Origin of the sequence: Hydrocarboniphaga daqingensis, from assembly GCF_900129825.1 — a bacterium.
GTDB classification, from domain to species: Bacteria; Pseudomonadota; Gammaproteobacteria; order Nevskiales; family Nevskiaceae; genus Hydrocarboniphaga; species Hydrocarboniphaga daqingensis.
Map to the genome: position 1 here is coordinate 207,499 of NZ_FQWZ01000002.1, position 16,116 is coordinate 223,614.

The following is a 16,116-nucleotide window of genomic DNA, read 5'->3' on the forward strand; positions in this document are numbered from 1 at the left end:
CACGTCGATGGCAGCCGACGACGCAAGCGCGATCGCCTGGCCCGGTGGTTGGCCGGCGTGGCCGACCTACGCACTGGTCGACGACCTGCTGCCGACGCTGGAGCGTTGGGCGGCAGCGGGCCGCCGCTATGCACTGGCCACGCTGGTCGAGGTCGTCGGCTCGTCGCCACGGCCGGTCGGCTCGGAAATGGCGATCGCCGACGACGGCGAAATCGCCGGCTACGTGTCCGGCGGCTGCGTCGAAGCAGCCGTGGCCACCGAGGCGCGCGCCGCATTGGCCGACGGTCACCCGAGGTTGCTCGACTACGGCGCCGGCAGCCCGGTGCTGGACGTGCAGCTGTCCTGCGGCGGCCGCATCCGGATTCTGGTTCGCGTCGTCGTCGACGGTGACGGTTATGCGCGGCAACTGCGCCGCGCGCGCACCGAGCGACGCACGCTGTCGATCAGCAGCGATCCGGAGACTGGGCGGATAGACGTCGCCGACGCCGCGCCGAATGCGGTCGAGGGCTGGTGCGATGGTCGCTATCAGCGACTGCAGCGTCCTCCGCTGCAATTGATCCTGGTCGGCGGCGATCCGATCGTGCTGGCCTTGATGCAGTTGGCGCCAACGTTCAGCGTCGAGATCCGGCTGCTGCGGCCGCGCGGGCCGGTCGCCGACGCCGTCCTGCCGTTGGCGACGGAACACTACGATCGCCGCCGCATCGACGAGGCGCTGGCGGCGCTGTCGATTGATACGCGTTGCGCGATCTACACGCTGTCGCACGACGCCGACACCGATCACGCGGTACTGGCCGCTGCGTTGCGCTCGCCGGCGTATTGCATCGGCGCGCTCGGCAGTCGTCGCAAGGCAGCGCTGCGCGTTGAGCGCTTGCGCGCCGACGGCTTTGGTGACGCAGACCTGTCGCGATTGCGCACACCGGCCGGGCTCGACATCGGCGCGCGCACGCCGCAGGAAATCGCGCTGGCGATTCTGGCCGAAGTCATCGCGGCGCGATCGCGCGCGTGAGCGTTCGCATCGGCTGCATCGTGCTGGCCGCCGGACGGTCGCGCCGCTTCGGCCGCACCCGCCGCAACAAACTGTTGGCCGGGCTCGGTAACACGCGCGTGATCGAATGCGTGCTGCAAGCGGTGGCCGCGTCGGCCGTTGGGCCGACCGTCGTTGTCACCGGCCACCAGCAGCACGCGGTGCGAGCGATCGCGCAGCCACGTCGCGGACGGCGCTGGCCATGCCGCTACAACCGCCATCATCGGCAGGGCATGGCCCGCTCGCTGCAAGCCGGCTTGCTTGCGTTGCCGGCCGGTCTCGACGGCGTGGTGGTCTGTCTGGGCGACATGCCCGGCGTGCGCCACGATGTCATCGACGCACTACTGGCCGCGTTCACACGCGGCGACGACGCGGTGCTGCCGGTGTGCGATGGGCGGCGGGGTAATCCGGTTTTACTGGCGCGCTCGCTGTTTCCGGCCCTTATGATGCTGACCGGGGATCAAGGTGCACGTCGCATCTTGGCCCAGCCCGGCTGGACGCTGCGCTACGTCACGACTGACGACAGCGTGCTCCACGACATCGACCGCCGCCGCGACTGGTTGCGTGCGCAACGTCGTCCGCCACGCCGCCGGGCCTCGACCCTTCGCCGCCACGGACCGCCAACATACGATGACCCGGCTCAATCGCTTTGACACGCTGCGCACCGTTTCGCTGGGCCTGACGGCTGCACTGACGGCGCTGACATTGGCCAGCTGCGGCAGCGGCAGCAGCGGCGCCAACTCGCCGGATGTCGGCTCTGGCGGACCTGCGCCCGTGCCGACCGCCGCGCGAGACGTGCTGGTGGTCAGCAACAACTGGGAAGGCACGGCCGACTTCATCGACCCGCAAAGCTTCCAGCGACTGCTGCGCTTGAACATCGTGCCGGACCGCGAGCAGCGCGTGGCCGAGATTCGCGCCAACCCCGTGCGCTATGCCGAATATCTCGGCGTGCGGCAGTTGATCGGCGAAGGCAACGACCAGCTGGTCGATGATGGCTTCACGTCGGCTGACGGGCGTTTCCTGTACGTGTCGCGGCCGAGTTTTTCCGACGTGGTCGCCTTTGACCTGAGCACGCGCAACATCGTCTGGCGCACGCCGGTCGACGGCTATCGCTCCGATCACATGGCCCTGTCGCCAGACGGCAAGGAACTGGCCGTGTCGGCATCGACCGAGCGCAAAGTCATGGTGCTCGACACCGCGACCGGCGCCGTCGTCGGCAGCTTTGCATCCGGCGATCAGCCGCATGAAAACAATTATTCGAAGGACGGCAGCCGCATCTTCCACGCCAGCATCGGCACCGTGTTCACGCCGCTGGATGTGCCCTTGTTCGACACGACCAAGGGCGAACGCGTGTTCGAAGTGGTCGATGCGCGCACGCGCACGGTGCTGAAGAAAGTCGATATCGGCGCCAAGCTCGCCGAGGCGGGTTATCCCAATTTCAGCTCGGCCGTGCGTCCCATGGCGATCGCGCCCGATGAGCGTCTGTTCTACTTCCAGCTGTCGTTCTTCCACGGCGTGGTCGAGTACGACCTGGAGCAGGACAAAGTACTGCGCGTGGCCACGCTACCGAACGCGGTGCCGGACAAGCCGCTGGCACTGTACCCGCTCGACAGCGCACACCATGGACTGGCGATCAGTCCCGATGGCACGCAGTTGTGCGCCGCCGGCACGGTCGACAACTACATTGCGCTGATCAATCGCCAGACGCTGCAGTACAAGATCTTCCCGACCGGCGCCACGCCGTACTGGTCGACGACGAGCACCGACGGTCGCTACTGCTTCGTATCGATTGCAGGCGCCGACCAGATTGCGGTGATCGACTACGCTCGCCAGGAACAGGTCGCAACGATCCCGGTCGGCAATCATCCGCAGCGTTCGCGCATGGGTCGCTTGCTGAGCAGCGCGGTCGACACGGCACGCTGAGGTGTCGCGCGGTGCGGCGGCTTACTTGCCGATGCAGAACCGCGAAAAAATGCTGCCGAGCAAATCATCGCTGCTGACCTGGCCGGTGATCTCACCGAGCTGCTGATGCGCCAGCCGCAATTCTTCGGCAATGGTTTCAGCCGGGGCTTGATGCAGCAGACCTTGGTAAGCGGTGTCGACATGCGCGGCGGCTGCCTGCAGCGCCACCAAGTGGCGCGTACGTGCGGTGAAGATCGTCTGCTTGTCGCTGGCAGCCGGATTCCAGCCAGCGAGTTCGCGTAGCTGCTGGCGCAGCAGCTCGATGCCGTCACCGGTAGCGGCACTCAGCCTCAGCTCGATGCCGCGTGGCGTGCGCAACACTTGTGTGGGCGCACCGCTGAGATCGCTCTTGTTGCGAATGTGCAGCACCGGGATCTGCAACGGCAGTTGCTGCAGCAGGCGCTGATCTTCAGCCGAGTCGGCATCGCGGTCGTCGCTGACATACAGCACCGCTTCGGCCTTGTGCATCACATCCCAGGCGCGCCGTATGCCTTCGCGCTCGATGGCATCGTCGGTGTCACGCAACCCGGCCGTGTCGATCACCGTCAACGGCATGCCGTCGATGATTAAGTGTTCGCGCAACAGATCGCGCGTGGTGCCGGGGCGGTCGCTGACGATGGCCGCTTCAACGCCGGCGAGTCGGTTCAGCAGCGTGCTCTTGCCGACGTTCGGCTGGCCAGCGATCGCGATCGTCATGCCATCACGCAAGCGGCGGCCCTGAGAGGTCTGCGCTTGCAGAAGCGCTAGCTCGCCACGCCATTGCTGCAAGCGCTGGTGCAGGCGCGCATCAGCGAGCCAGTCGACATCCTCGTCGGAAAAATCCAGCGCGCCTTCGACCCAGACGCGGATTTCGAGCAGCGCTTCGGCCAGCTGCGTCAGCTGTCGCGAGAACTCGCCATCGAGCGAACGCTGCGCTGCGGTGACCGCTTCGCGGCTGGCGGCGTCGATCAAGTCAGCGACGGCTTCGGCTTGGGCCAGATCGAGCTTGCCGTTGACGAACGCACGCTCCGAAAACTCACCAGGGCGAGCAACACGAGCGCCGGCCGCACAAGCGGCCTGCAGCAGACAGTCGAGCAGCACCGGGCCGCCATGCGCCTGCAGCTCGACCAGATCTTCGCCGGTGTATGAATGCGGTGCGACGAAATGCAGTACCAAGCCGCGATCGAGAATCGCGCCGGTCACGTCGCGAAACGCGCGCAGACCGGCGGTGCGCGGCGCCGGCAGCGTGCCACACAGCGCGGTTGCGATGGTCTGCGCTTGCGGCCCGCTGAGCCGCAGCAGTCCGATGGCGCCGCGACCCGGCGCCGTGGCGATGGCGGCGATGGTATCGTTCGTCGCCATCCGCTGTGCTTACTTGCCGGCTTTGGGTGCCTTGATCAGCGGCTTGCCGTTCTTCTCGTCACGCTCGATCTTCGCCGTGATGTAGGCCTGCTGCGCAATGCTGATCAGGTTGGACACGCACCAGTACAGCACCAGACCGGCCGGGAAGAAGGCGAAGAAGCCGGTCAGCGCGATCGGCATCACGTTCATCATCTTCTGCTGCATCGGATCCATCGTGGCCGTTTGGCCCGACATGCGCTGCATCGCAAACATGCTGACGCCATAGATCACCGGCAGCACGAAGAACGGGTCCGGCGAGGTCAGGTCGTTGATCCACAGCGCGAAGTCCGCCTGGCGCAATTCGACGCTTTCAAGGAACACCCAGTACAGCGCGAAGAACACCGGCATCTGCACCAGCAGAGGCCAGCAACCTGCGAGCGGGTTGAAGCCTTCCTTCTTGTACAGGTCCATCATCGCCTTGGACATGCGCTCGCGATCACCCGCATAGCGCTCCTTCATCTCCGCAATACGCGGCGCGAACTTGCGCATCTTGGCGGTCGAGCGGTACTGCGCGGCGGCCAGCGGATAGAACACGGTTTTGACGATCAGCGTCAGCAGGATGATCGCCACGCCCCAGTTGCCGGTCAGCTTGTGCAGCTTTTCCATGACGACGAACAGCAGCTCCGAGATCGACGTCAGGAAGCCGTAGTCGACCGTCAGCTCGAGACCGGCAGCGGCTTTGCCGATCGAATCCTGCAGCTTCGGGCCCAAGTACAGTTTGGTGCTGAACGTCTGCTCGCCGGCCGGCGCGATGCTCGCCGTTGCGCCCAAGTACTGCGCGACATAGCGCTGGTCCGTGGCCGCCTTGCCATCGAACTTATGAACTTCGTCCTGCGGCGGCAGGATCGCGGCGACGAAGTAATGCTGCAGCATCGCCAACCAGCCACCCTGCTGCTCGACGGCGTATGCACCATCATCGATGTCGTCGAACGACAGTTTGTGGAAGCGGTACTTGTCCGAGTTCGGCTTGCGCTCGTAGACACCGACGCCGGTGAACGTGTGGACGAAGCGCGGCTCTTCAGCGATCGGAACCGGCGTGCGCACCATGCGCACATAAGGGCTGGCCGTCAGCGGCTCGGCGCTACCGTTGCGCACCTGCTGGATCAACTCGACTTCGTAGCGACCGCGATAGAAGCGGTAGGTCTTGGTCACCTGATTGCCCGCTGCATCGATGCGCGTCAGCGGCACGTCGAGCGTGTCAGCGCCGTCCGCCATGCGGTACTCGGTCTGCGCGGCGACGAACTCGTCCAGATGGCTGCCCAGCGCCTTGTCCGAGCCCGCGACACCGCTCTGCAGCACGAAGTAGTGGCCGTCGCGATCGTTCAGCAGCGGCACGTTCTTGTCGGGCTGGTCCTTGGACAACGGGTAGCCGATCAGTTCGAGGCGGCGCAGATCACCGCCGGTGGTCGACACTTCGCCGACGAACAGGTCGGTGACGATCGCGATTCGTGCGTTGCGTGCCATCACCGGCGTGTTGCCGGGTACTGCTTCGGCGGGCCCGCCGATGGTCGGTACGTCAGCGTCGATCCGCGCTTGCGTTGCTTCGGCCGCCACGGTGTCCGGCGGCGTCAGTACCGGCTTGGGGCCGTGCTCGGTCTGCCAGGACTGGTAGATGAAAAAGATCAGCACGCCAAGAACGGCGAGCAAGATGAAACGGCGGTTTTCCATGGGGACTTAAGTTCAGAGCGACAGCAGTCTGCCCGGTCAGCGCGACCGGGGTGGCGGCACGGGATCGTATCCGCCCGGGTTCAAGGGATGACAGCGCACGATGCGGCGGGCCGCTAGCGTAGCGCCTCGCGCAAGACCGTGCTGTTGCAAGGCCTCGACGGTGTAATGCGAGCAAGTCGGATGAAAGCGACAGCGCGGCGGTAGGAACCGGCTGATGCAGCGCTGATAGAAGCGAATCAGGATGACGAGGAAGCGGACCATCGTTGGGCGATGCGGATCCAGAGCTTCTGCAGATCGGCGTCGAAGTCGGCCCGTGGGCGACTCCGAGCGGCGGGTTTTGCCATCACGACAATGTCGCAGGCCGGTAATCGAGCTTGCGCTTCGCGGAAGCTGGCGCGGATTTGCCGCTTGAGGCGATTACGGTCGACCGCCAGTGCCGCTTGCTTGCGGGAGATGGCCAGGCCCAGCCGAGGCTGGTCGAGGCTGCCGGCGCAGACCACGGCGGTCAGCAGCGGCGTGGTTTCACGCCGGCCGCTTTTGAACACCCGCTCGAAGTCGGCGGGGTTCAGCAGGCGCGCACGACGGGTGAAGCGCAAAGGCGCTCAGCCGGCCGCGCGCTGCCGGCTTCAGACCGGCGTCAGGCGAGCGCGGCCCTTGGCACGACGGCGGGCCAGCACCTTGCGGCCACCGACGGTTGCCATGCGGGCGCGGAAACCATGGGTGCGCTTACGGCGCAGCGAATGCGGCTGGAAGGTGCGTTTCATGGCGAGTCATCATCAACAGCAAAAAAGGGCGCGGATTGTAGCGGCAACACGGGCCCGGGAACAAGCTGGGCGATCGAGGCGCTTAGCGACACTCGCTGTGGATAACTACGGGTGCCGCGGTTAGACTCTGAGGCTTACCCGTGCTGCCTGGTGTCGAGCCCCGAGCTCGAGCGCGCCGTCGTCGGCGCCTGCATTCGCGGGCAGCCCTTTTCTAAGGAAGACCGCTGCTTTACCCCATGTTGCGTCCTCTTTCTCCAACCGAGCACAGCGGCCGATGAGCATTCCAGAGTTCGATACATGGGCTCGCTGCGTCGACTGGCTGGAAGGCGAGCTCAGCGGCCAAGACGTCAGCACCTGGATCCGGCCGTTATCGGTCAAGCGCCTACCGGATCGGCTGTTGGTGACCGCTCCGAACCGCATGGTGATGGAGCGGGTTCGCGCGGATTTCGTTCTGTCGATCCAACGCGCCTGGCTGGCCTGCGACGGCGCTGATTTGCCCGTCGAAGTCAGCACCGCGACCGAGGCGCGCAGCTTGAGCGGCGCTGGTAGCTCCCCGACCAGCGGCCCGATCGAGCCGGAACGCTGGACGCAGAACGGCAAGCTCGATCCACGTTACACGTTCGACAGCTTCATTCAAGGCAAGTCGAACTCCCAGGCTCGCGCCGCTTGCCAGCATGTCGCCGAGTCACCGGGCGTGGCCTACAACCCGTTGCTGATCTACGGAGCGTCGGGTCTGGGCAAGACTCATTTAATGCATGCCATCGGCAATGCACTGCTCGCACGCTCGGCCAGGGCGCGTGTCGTTTATGTAGGGGCCGAACAATGGGTCAACCAGTTCGTCGCCGCGCTTCGTCACAACAACACGGAAGAGTTCAAGAGCTTCTATCGGTCCGCCGACGCGCTGCTGATCGATGATATTCACTTCTTTGCCGGCAAGGCCGTCAATCAAGAAGAGTTCTTCCACACGTTCAACACCTTGATGGACGGGCGCAAGCAGATCGTGCTGACTTGCGACCGCTTCCCGAAGGAGCTGGACCGGCTCGACGATCGTCTCAAGTCGCGTTTCAGCTGGGGTTTGACCGTATCGGTCGAGCCACCGGACCTCGAAACCCGGGTTGCGATCCTGCTGGCCAAAGCCGAGCAGTTCCATCTGAGCCTGTCGACCGAGGTCGCGTTCTTCGTGGCCCAGCACATCCGGTCCAATGTCCGCGAACTGGAAGGCTCGCTACTGCGATTGGCGGCCGGTGTACGCCTGCAGGGCGAGACGATCAGCATCGAGTTCGCCCGGCATTCGCTGCGCGACATGCTGGCGCATTACGAGCGCTTGGTGACCATCGACAACATCATGGGAACCGTCAGCAAGTACTACAACATTCAAATGAAAGAGCTGCGCTCGCCTCGGCGGAACCGCTCCCTGGCTCGACCGCGACAGATCGCGATGAGCTTGGCCCGGGAACTGACGCAGCACAGCTTGCCGGAGATCGGTGCTGCGTTTGAAAAGGACCATACGACGGTGCTGCATGCTTGTCGCACCATCGCCAAGCTCAGAGAAGAGGACCAGCGTGTCCGTGAAGACTACGAGAATCTGCTGCGTCAGCTGAGCTTCTAGGCCGGCTGCACAAGCTGTGAAACGGTGGGGGTGGCAAGTTGTGGATAAGCTTGTGGGGTTTTGGGAGCGCAATTGATGCAGCGCTTATCCACAGTTTGAGCGATGCTCGTCAAACAGCTCCACGAGTGCTGCCAAGGTCTTTCAAGTATCTGGATTTAAAAGGATTGTGGGAAGTTATCCCAAGCGGGAACGTCGCTCTACTATTGTTGATTTTGAATAAAGAACACCGAGAAAGGTGATGACATGAAGATCCAAGTCGGCCGAAACGAGTTGTTGAGTGCGCTGCAGTCCGTCATCGGTGTCGTCGAACGTCGCCAGACGTTGCCGGTACTCGGCAATTTCCTGCTGGATGTTGCCGACGACGTGCTGACGGTCACCGGCACCGACCTTGAAATGGAATTGATCGGCCGGGCCCGCGTCCAGAACCTTGCACCGGGTCGGACGACCGTACCGGCCCGCAAGCTGTTCGATATCTGCCGCGGTTTGCCCGAAGGCGCTGAGCTGACGCTGGAGGCGGCGGCCGACAAGGTCACGGTGCGCTCCGGCAAGAGCCGGTTCACGCTGTCGTCGCTGCGCGCCGATGAGTTCCCGTCGATGGGTGCGGCGGCAGGCGGCGTAGCGGTGACGCTGAAGCGGGCCGAGTTGAAGTTGCTGCTGGAGCGAACCCAGTTCGCGATGGCACAGCAGGATGTCCGCTACTACCTCAACGGCTTGCTGATCGATGTCTCGCCCAAGCGCTTGCGCGCTGTTGCGACCGACGGCCACCGTCTGGCGTTCAGCGAGTTGGTTCGCGACATCGGCGTGACCGAGTCCATGCAGGCGATCTTGCCGCGCAAGTCGATCATCGAACTGAGCCGTTTGCTCGACAACACCGACGAAGAAGTGTCGTTGGTGATCGCGCCGGGCCAGGCGATGGTGGATATCGACAGCGTCAAGTTGACGACGAAGACGATCGACGGTCGCTTCCCTGACTATGAGCGCGTGATCCCGGAAAACGGCGACAAGCGGGTCACCGCTGATCGCGAAACCCTGCGTCGTGCATTGGCGCGGACGGCGATTCTGTCGAACGAGAAGTTCCGCGGCGTTCGTCTGTTGCTCGACGAGGGTGTGCTCAAACTCCAGACGCACAACCCGGAGCACGAAGAGGCCGAGGAAGAAATCGAGGTCTCGTACAGCGGGGCAGCGATGGAGATCGGCTTCAACGTTAACTACCTGCTCGACGCGCTGGGCGTTATGGCGGCTCAGGAAGTGGCGTTGGAACTGAAGAACGCGGAATCCAGCGGGCTGCTGCATGAAGCGGGTGATGCGTCGAGCAAGTACGTCATCATGCCGATGCGGCTCTGATCGAGGATGCACATCCGTCAGGCGCGAGGGCAGAACCTGCGCCTGTATTCGAGGTTCGAGCTGGAGCCTTCGCCGTCGCTGAATCTGATCGTCGGCGCCAATGCAGCGGGCAAGACCAGCTTGTTGGAAGGACTGTATTTGCTCGGTAGGGCTCGCAGCTTTCGCAGTTCTGAAGCGGCTGAGCTGCTGGGCCCGAGTGGATCAGGTTGGAGCTTGTACGCCGATATCGAGCATGAGGCCCAGCATGATCGGCTTGGCATCGGTTGGATGGATGGCGAGCAGGAACAGCGTCTGAACGGCGAGAAGGTTCGAGCTTCAGCGCTTCCGCGAACCTTGCCGTTGCAGCTGATCGATCCGATCGGACATCGATTGGTTGAGGAGGGCCCTGGCTACCGCCGGAGCTACCTCGACTGGGGTGTGTTCCACGTGGAACCTTCGTTTTACGCGACCTGGCAGCGTTACCAGCGTTGCTTGAAGCAGCGCAATCAGGCGTTGAGATTGGGGTCGAGTGATCGCGCGATCTCGGCATGGGACGAGGAGCTGAGCCTCGCCGCTGAGTCCGTGACCGCGATGCGCAAAGCCCATGCGGCCGCGTTGAGCTCGGTGGCAGCCGACTGGGTCGCCGAACTGCTCGACATCGCGGGCGCCCGAATCGACTTCATGCAGGGCTGGAATGCTGAGACGCCTTATCGCGAAGTGCTGGAGCAACAGCTGCCTCAGCACCGGCGTTTGGCCACGACGGCGCAGGGTCCGCATCGCGCGGAACTGAAGCTGTCGTTGGCGGGGCAGCGAGCCAAGGGACGTGTATCGAGAGGGCAGCAGAAGCTGCTCGTGGCGGCGCTGGTGCTGGCACAATGTGCGATTCTGATCGCCCACGGTCGGCCGGCTCCGGTGATCTTGATTGATGATTTCGGGGCCGAGTTGTCGGCGGCTTTTCAAGAACGATTTGCGCGGGCTCTATTCCGATACCCCGGCCAGATCTTCATAACGGCTTTTGAGTTACCGACGGCGTTTAAGCAGCAGGATGTGCGGATGTTCCACGTGGAACATGGCCAGCTCAGCCTGACAGCTGCGCCTTGATACGAGTACCGATTGATGACAACGCCAGAAAACGAGCAGGTTTACGACGCGACCAGTATCCGTGTGCTGAAGGGTTTGGAGGCGGTACGCCAACGGCCTGGCATGTATATCGGCGATACCGATGACGGCACCGGCCTGCATCACATGGTGTTCGAAGTCGTCGACAACGCGATCGATGAAGCGCTGGCCGGCTACTGCACCGAGGTCTCGGTGATTCTCCACGGAGACGGCAGCGTCGGCGTGCACGACAACGGCCGCGGTATTCCGACCGAAATCATGCCGGAAGAGGGCCGGTCCGCAGCCGAAGTGATCATGACGATCCTGCATGCCGGCGGTAAGTTCGGCGGCAGCGGCTACAAGGTGTCAGGCGGCCTGCATGGCGTCGGCGTGTCGGTCGTCAATGCCTTGTCCGAAAAGCTGTTGCTCGACATCTACCGTCAGGGCAAGCACTTCCAGCAGGAATACCGGATGGGCGAGCCGCAGGCGCCGCTCGCTGAAACGGGCACGACCGAAAAGCGGGGCACCAGCGTCCGCTTCTACCCAAGCGCGACCGTTTTCACCAAGCTGGAACTGCACTACGACATTCTTGCCAAGCGACTCCGCGAGCTGTCATTCCTGAATTCGGGCGTCCGCATCGTGCTGCGTGAAGAAGCGACCGCGCGCGAAGACGTGTTCGAATATAAGGGCGGCATCGGCGCATTCGTCGAGTACCTGAACAAGAGCAAGGCGCCAATTCACGACCAGGTGCTGTACCTGCAGGCTGAGCAGGACGGCGTCGTCGTCGAAGCAGCGCTGCAGTGGAACGACTCGTATACCGAGAACGTGTTCTGCTTCACCAATAACATTCCGCAGCGCGACGGCGGCACGCATATGACGGGCTTCCGCAATGCGTTGACGCGGACGCTGGGCGACTTCCTCGAAACCCAGGGTCTGATCAAGAAAGAAAAGATTCAGATGACCGGCGAAGACACGCGCGAAGGCTTGACCGCGGTGCTGTCGGTCAAGGTGCGCGATCCGAAGTTCTCGTCGCAGACCAAGGAAAAGCTGGTCTCGTCGGAGGTTACGCCGGTTGTTTCGACCGTCGTCGGCGACAAGCTGCGCGACTTCCTGCTGGAGCAGCCCAAAGCCGCTCGTGGTATCGCCGAGAAAGTCGTCGAGGCGGCGCGTGCTCGCGAAGCCGCGCGCAAGGCCAAGGAACTCAACCGCCGTAAATCAGTGCTCGATATTGCGGGCCTGCCGGGCAAGCTCGCCGATTGCCAGGAGAAGGATCCTGCCAAGTCGGAACTGTTTCTGGTCGAGGGTGACTCCGCAGGCGGCTCGGCCAAGCAGGGTCGCGATCGCCACTTCCAGGCGATCCTGCCGCTGAAGGGCAAGATTCTGAACGTCGAGAAGGCGCGCATCGAGAAGATGCTGTCGTCGGCCGAAGTGGGCACGCTGATCACGGCGCTGGGTTGCGGCATCGGCCGCGACGAGCTCAAGCCCGAAAAGCTGCGCTATCACCGCATCATCATCATGACCGACGCCGACGTCGACGGCGCTCACATCCGCACGCTGCTGCTGACGTTCTTCTATCGGCACATGTACGTGCTGATCGAGCGTGGCTACATCTATATCGCGCAGCCGCCGCTGTACAAGCTCAAGGCCGGCAAGCACGAAACCTACGTCAAAGACGACGTCGAGATGGCGCGCTGGCTGCAAACCACGGCGCTCAGCGATGCGCGGTTGGTGCTGGCCGACGGTTCCGCATGGCCGGAGGATCGGCTGCGCCAGACGGTGCGCGACTACAGCGACGTCGAATTGACGATGGACCGCCTCGCACGCCGTTATGACCGCCACGTGCTGCAAACCCTATGGATGCAGCCGTCGGCGCCGTTCGACTCAAGCTCGATGGAGGCCTGGTCGGCGCAGTTCGAGGCGGCGTTGAATGCCGACGTGCGCGAAGGCCAGCACCGTGTCGAGCCGCGCGTTGTCGAAGAGGGCCGCTCGGTGCTGGTGCGCCGTCGTCTGCACGGGCTCGAATACAGCTTCTTGCTGGGTACCGACTTCTTTGAAAGCGCCGACTACCAGCGGATGTCGAGCCTGCGTGACCGCCTGATCGCGCAGGATTTGAGCGGTGCCACGGTCGGTCGCGGCGAACGCTCGTCAGCTGTCCGCAATTTCGACGCCGCTTACGCCTGGCTGTTGTCGGAAGCTCGCCGCGGCCTGGGCGTGCAACGCTACAAAGGTCTGGGCGAAATGAACCCGGGCCAGTTGTGGGAAACCACACTCGATCCGACGCAGCGCCGGTTGGTTCAGGTGCGTGTCGAAGATGCGATCGGCGCCGACCAGATGTTCACGACGCTGATGGGCGAACAGGTTGAACCACGGCGTGAGTTCATCGAAAAGCACGCACTGATGGCCGGCAATCTCGACGTCTGAGTGATAAAAATGACGTGACAAACGTCAAAGCTAAGGCTTTGTCACGTCATAACGGGTCGGCAGTGCGATCTGCCAGCGCATCCGTGCGCCAAGCGGGCGCTGCGCGGCTCTGCCAGACCTGACTGAACAGCGCCCTGAACTCGGCTTCCGAACGGCCCTTGGCGTCCGCTGACGCCGCGGCGCGATACAGGGCGACACGGTCGGCATTGTCCTCGGCGACCCATTCGCGGACCTCGATCCGCTGATCCGGTGGGATTCGCTCGGCGTCGGTCAGCAGCAGATAGCCTTCCGCATCCAATCCAACCGCGCCCAGGTCCAGCCAGGGCCGCAGCCAAGCGAGCCGCGCTTCCATCGTCGAGGCTATGTGACGCAGCTCCGGCGTCGGCAGGCTGCTGCGCAAACGGGCATCGGATATCGCCGGGTCGCGCCAGATTTCGTCGACGATCGCTTCCGGTTCGATCACCGCGCTGCCGGGTCGCAGCGCGGTGCATGCGGCCAGCGTGGCCAGCAACAAGCCGGCCAGCGCCAAGCGGCATCGCGCGCTGGCGCCGCTCACGGCAGCCGCGCCAGCAGAAACTCGCGAATGGCGTCCACCTCGTCGTCGCAGACTTCATGTTGCATCGGATAGTCGTTCCAGCCGACGCCGTAGCCCGCCGCGCGTAGTCGGTCGCGACTCCAGAGCCCTAAGTGCAGCGGCAGAATCGAGTCGTACTGGCCGTGCTGCATCAGGATCGGCAGCGCCCGGTTCGCGGTCGACGTCTCGGCGTCCAGCGTCGACTCCATCGGCAAATAGGTCGACAGTGCCAGCAGCCCGCCCAATGGCGACGGATAGCGCAGCGCCGTGTGCAAAGCGAGCGCGCCGCCTTGCGAGAAGCCGGCGATGATGATCCGCCGGCTTGGGATGCCCGAGGCAATCTGTTCGTCGATCAAGCCGGCAATGCGCTGCTGCGAGCGCCGAATACCCTCGACGTCCTGACGTCCTTGCCGGTCCAGCGACAGGATGTCGAACCAGCTGCGCATCGGCATGCCACCGTTGAGGCTCACTGGCATGACCGAGGCATGCGGGAATACGAAGCGCCAAGCCTGAGCGGGCTGCAAGCGCAGCGACGCCACCAGCGGCACGAAGTCGTGTCCATCGGCGCCGAGCCCATGCAGCCAGATGATCGCGGCGGTTGCCGGTGTGGCCGGCTCTAGCGTCACCCGGTCAGCAGATTCGGTCTTGGTCATCAGGTGCTCCGGCGAAGTTGACGCGATTGTCGAAGCGCCCTGAGGGACAGGCAAGCGCTGCGTAGCGGCTGCAGCCGTTAAACTGCCGTCACTTCCGCCGACGTAACCGCCATGGCCGCTATTTTGATGTCCCGACGCGCGATCATTGCCGGTCTGAGCCTGGTCGCAACCGTTCAGATCACCGCTTGCGGCCAGACCGGCGACTTGGTGCTGCCCAAGCGCAAACCGCCGGCGTCCCAAGTGCCGGTTGCACCACCACCGGCACCGATGCCGGCGTCGACCACCGAGCCAGCGCCGACCGACGCTGACGATCCTCGCCAGCCCAAGCCGTCCGTGCCGGGCACCGATCGCTGACGCGACCTCAACAACCGATCCAAACCAGACCAACGTGGACCATTTCCAATATCGCGACGGCGCCCTGTACGCCGAGCAGGTGTCGCTGACCCATCTGGCCGCCGAGCATGGCACGCCAACTTACGTTTACTCGCGGGCAACGCTGGAGCGCCACTACCGGGCGTTCGACGACGCGCTGTCCAGCGTGCCGCATCAGGTCTGCTTCGCGGTCAAGGCCAATTCGAACATCGCCGTGCTTCAAGTGCTCGCCGCGCTCGGCAGTGGCTTCGACATCGTCTCGGGTGGCGAACTGCGCCGCGTGCTGCGCGCTGGCGGTGACCCGGCCAAAGTCGTGTTCAGCGGCGTTGGCAAAACGGAGGCCGAGTTGCGCTTGGCGCTCGAGCATGGCGTCGGTTGCTTCAACGTCGAGTCCGAGTACGAATTGCTGCAGCTCGACGCGTTGGCGCAGCAAGTTGGGCGCGTCGCCAGTATTGCCTTGCGGGTCAATCCCGATGTCGACGCCAAGACGCACCCGTACATTTCAACGGGCCTGAAGCAGAACAAGTTCGGCGTCGACCTGATCACGGCCGAGCGGCTGTATCGTCACGCGGCGACCTGCAAGGGATTGAAGGTTGTCGGCATCGCCAGCCACATCGGATCGCAGTTGCTCGACGTGTCGCCGTATCTGGACGCACTCGACCGCGTGCTGGCGCTGGTCGATCGTCTGGCCGCTGCCGGCATCGTGCTGCAGCATCTCGATGTCGGTGGTGGCTTGGGCGTGCGTTATCGCGACGAACAACCGACCGAACCGGCCGACTGGGCTGCGGCCTTTCTGCCCAAGCTCGCTGGCCGCAAGCTGACGATCTTCACCGAGCCTGGCCGTGCGATCGCCGGCAATGCTGGCGTGCTGCTGACGCGCGTGCTGCTGCTCAAGCCGGGCGAAGCCAAGCAGTTCGCGGTCGTCGATGCGGCGATGAACGACTTGCTGCGGCCGGCGCTGTACCAAGCCTGGATGGACATCGTTCCGGTGCAGCCGCAGGACCGCGCCAGCGCGGTCTACGACGTGGTCGGGCCGGTTTGCGAAACCGGCGACTGGATCGGCCGCGACCGCGAGCTGTCGATCGCACCCGGCGACTTGCTGGCGGTGCGCACCGCGGGCGCCTACGGCTTCGTGATGAGCAGCAACTACAACTCGCGCGGCCGCGCGGCCGAGATCATCGTCGACGGTAATCGTGCCGTCGTCGTCCGCGAACGCGAAAGTTTCGACGACCTGATCGCCAACGAGCGCCTGCTCGATCCGCGCTAAG

General features: G+C 64.1%; 16 protein-coding genes. 9 read left to right on the forward strand and 7 right to left on the reverse strand.

Annotation, left to right across the window (positions count from 1 at the left end):
- Positions 1 to 7 precede the first annotated feature (7 nt).
- Genes BUB09_RS03985 through BUB09_RS03995 form a run of 3 tightly spaced genes read left to right on the forward strand, consistent with a single transcriptional unit; the run spans position 8 to position 2,947 of the window.
- Complete coding sequence (locus BUB09_RS03985; RefSeq protein WP_072894508.1) at positions 8 to 1,006, forward strand: XdhC family protein; 999 nt, start codon at positions 8 to 10, stop codon at positions 1,004 to 1,006.
- On the forward strand, positions 1,003 to 1,677 hold the full coding sequence (locus BUB09_RS03990) for a nucleotidyltransferase family protein (protein WP_072894511.1): 675 nt from the start codon (positions 1,003 to 1,005) through the stop codon (positions 1,675 to 1,677). The genes BUB09_RS03985 and BUB09_RS03990 overlap by 4 nt, the downstream gene beginning before the upstream one ends.
- Positions 1,655 to 2,947 carry a YncE family protein gene (locus BUB09_RS03995; RefSeq protein ID WP_139250110.1) on the forward strand — a complete coding sequence of 431 codons (1,293 nt, stop codon included), beginning with the start codon at positions 1,655 to 1,657 and terminating at the stop codon, positions 2,945 to 2,947. Before BUB09_RS03990 ends, BUB09_RS03995 begins: the two co-directional genes overlap by 23 nt.
- 21 nt (positions 2,948 to 2,968) lie before the next feature.
- Here BUB09_RS03995 and mnmE read toward each other — a convergent pair whose 3' ends face one another.
- The 5 genes from mnmE to rpmH are packed head-to-tail and all read right to left on the reverse strand — an operon-like array spanning position 2,969 to position 6,798.
- Positions 2,969 to 4,327 carry a tRNA uridine-5-carboxymethylaminomethyl(34) synthesis GTPase MnmE gene (gene mnmE, locus BUB09_RS04000; RefSeq protein WP_072894513.1) on the reverse strand — a complete coding sequence of 453 codons (1,359 nt, stop codon included), beginning with the start codon at positions 4,325 to 4,327 and terminating at the stop codon, positions 2,969 to 2,971.
- A 9-nt stretch (positions 4,328 to 4,336) separates the two neighbouring features.
- Positions 4,337 to 6,034 (reverse strand): membrane protein insertase YidC, encoded by a 1,698-nt coding sequence (yidC, locus tag BUB09_RS04005; protein WP_072894516.1) that lies wholly within the window; start codon positions 6,032 to 6,034, stop codon positions 4,337 to 4,339.
- Positions 6,035 to 6,070: 36 nt separating this feature from the next.
- A complete protein-coding gene (yidD, locus tag BUB09_RS04010) occupies positions 6,071 to 6,295 on the reverse strand; it encodes a membrane protein insertion efficiency factor YidD (protein ID WP_072894517.1) in 225 nt (74 codons plus the stop codon).
- On the reverse strand, positions 6,271 to 6,630 hold the full coding sequence (gene rnpA / locus BUB09_RS04015; protein WP_072894519.1) for a ribonuclease P protein component: 360 nt from the start codon (positions 6,628 to 6,630) through the stop codon (positions 6,271 to 6,273). Before rnpA ends, yidD begins: the two co-directional genes overlap by 25 nt.
- Before the next feature lie 30 nt (positions 6,631 to 6,660).
- On the reverse strand, positions 6,661 to 6,798 hold the full coding sequence (rpmH, locus tag BUB09_RS04020; RefSeq protein WP_072894522.1) for a 50S ribosomal protein L34: 138 nt from the start codon (positions 6,796 to 6,798) through the stop codon (positions 6,661 to 6,663).
- Positions 6,799 to 7,072: 274 nt separating this feature from the next.
- Between rpmH and dnaA the strand changes: the two genes are divergently transcribed.
- The 4 genes from dnaA (at position 7,073) to gyrB (ending at position 13,249) form a co-directional block, all read left to right on the forward strand.
- Positions 7,073 to 8,407 carry a chromosomal replication initiator protein DnaA gene (gene dnaA, locus BUB09_RS04025; protein ID WP_072894524.1) on the forward strand — a complete coding sequence of 445 codons (1,335 nt, stop codon included), beginning with the start codon at positions 7,073 to 7,075 and terminating at the stop codon, positions 8,405 to 8,407.
- A 243-nt stretch (positions 8,408 to 8,650) separates the two neighbouring features.
- Positions 8,651 to 9,751: a DNA polymerase III subunit beta gene (dnaN, locus tag BUB09_RS04030; RefSeq protein ID WP_072894527.1), complete on the forward strand. Its 1,101-nt coding sequence runs from the start codon at positions 8,651 to 8,653 to the stop codon at positions 9,749 to 9,751.
- A 6-nt stretch (positions 9,752 to 9,757) separates the two neighbouring features.
- Positions 9,758 to 10,831 carry a DNA replication/repair protein RecF gene (gene recF, locus BUB09_RS04035; RefSeq protein WP_072894530.1) on the forward strand — a complete coding sequence of 358 codons (1,074 nt, stop codon included), beginning with the start codon at positions 9,758 to 9,760 and terminating at the stop codon, positions 10,829 to 10,831.
- Positions 10,832 to 10,846: 15 nt separating this feature from the next.
- Positions 10,847 to 13,249 carry a DNA topoisomerase (ATP-hydrolyzing) subunit B gene (gene gyrB / locus BUB09_RS04040; RefSeq protein ID WP_072894533.1) on the forward strand — a complete coding sequence of 801 codons (2,403 nt, stop codon included), beginning with the start codon at positions 10,847 to 10,849 and terminating at the stop codon, positions 13,247 to 13,249.
- 46 nt (positions 13,250 to 13,295) lie between these two features.
- On the opposite strand, the gene BUB09_RS04045 is transcribed toward gyrB, so the two are convergent.
- Both BUB09_RS04045 and BUB09_RS04050 read right to left on the reverse strand, forming a co-directional pair.
- Positions 13,296 to 13,805 carry a DUF1318 domain-containing protein gene (locus tag BUB09_RS04045; protein WP_072894535.1) on the reverse strand — a complete coding sequence of 170 codons (510 nt, stop codon included), beginning with the start codon at positions 13,803 to 13,805 and terminating at the stop codon, positions 13,296 to 13,298.
- Positions 13,802 to 14,476: an alpha/beta hydrolase gene (locus tag BUB09_RS04050; RefSeq protein ID WP_072894538.1), complete on the reverse strand. Its 675-nt coding sequence runs from the start codon at positions 14,474 to 14,476 to the stop codon at positions 13,802 to 13,804. The genes BUB09_RS04045 and BUB09_RS04050 overlap by 4 nt, the downstream gene beginning before the upstream one ends.
- Before the next feature lie 111 nt (positions 14,477 to 14,587).
- Here BUB09_RS04050 and lptM point away from each other — a divergent pair, with 111 nt between their 5' ends.
- Both lptM and lysA read left to right on the forward strand, forming a co-directional pair.
- Entirely contained in the window at positions 14,588 to 14,830 is a 243-nt protein-coding gene (lptM, locus tag BUB09_RS04055) for an LPS translocon maturation chaperone LptM (protein ID WP_084083151.1), read from the forward strand.
- 34 nt (positions 14,831 to 14,864) lie between these two features.
- The gene (gene lysA, locus BUB09_RS04060; RefSeq protein ID WP_072894541.1) at positions 14,865 to 16,115 is read left to right on the forward strand and encodes a diaminopimelate decarboxylase; all 1,251 of its coding nucleotides are present in this window, start codon (positions 14,865 to 14,867) and stop codon (positions 16,113 to 16,115) included.
- Position 16,116: the final 1 nt, after the last annotated feature.

Bases quoted from the DNA above. Each gene is read 5' to 3' on its own strand.
- BUB09_RS03985 (WP_072894508.1), top strand. From the start codon at position 8: ATGGCAGCCGACGACGCAAGCGCGATCGCCTGGCCCGGTGGTTGGCCG.
- BUB09_RS03995 (WP_139250110.1), top strand. From the start codon at position 1,655: ATGACCCGGCTCAATCGCTTTGACACGCTGCGCACCGTTTCGCTGGGC.
- mnmE (WP_072894513.1), bottom strand. From the start codon at position 4,327: ATGGCGACGAACGATACCATCGCCGCCATCGCCACGGCGCCGGGTCGC.
- yidC (WP_072894516.1), bottom strand. From the start codon at position 6,034: ATGGAAAACCGCCGTTTCATCTTGCTCGCCGTTCTTGGCGTGCTGATC.
- yidD (WP_072894517.1), bottom strand. From the start codon at position 6,295: ATGGTCCGCTTCCTCGTCATCCTGATTCGCTTCTATCAGCGCTGCATC.
- rpmH (WP_072894522.1), bottom strand. From the start codon at position 6,798: ATGAAACGCACCTTCCAGCCGCATTCGCTGCGCCGTAAGCGCACCCAT.
- dnaA (WP_072894524.1), top strand. From the start codon at position 7,073: ATGAGCATTCCAGAGTTCGATACATGGGCTCGCTGCGTCGACTGGCTG.
- dnaN (WP_072894527.1), top strand. From the start codon at position 8,651: ATGAAGATCCAAGTCGGCCGAAACGAGTTGTTGAGTGCGCTGCAGTCC.
- recF (WP_072894530.1), top strand. From the start codon at position 9,758: ATGCACATCCGTCAGGCGCGAGGGCAGAACCTGCGCCTGTATTCGAGG.
- gyrB (WP_072894533.1), top strand. From the start codon at position 10,847: ATGACAACGCCAGAAAACGAGCAGGTTTACGACGCGACCAGTATCCGT.
- BUB09_RS04050 (WP_072894538.1), bottom strand. From the start codon at position 14,476: ATGACCAAGACCGAATCTGCTGACCGGGTGACGCTAGAGCCGGCCACA.
- lptM (WP_084083151.1), top strand. From the start codon at position 14,588: ATGGCCGCTATTTTGATGTCCCGACGCGCGATCATTGCCGGTCTGAGC.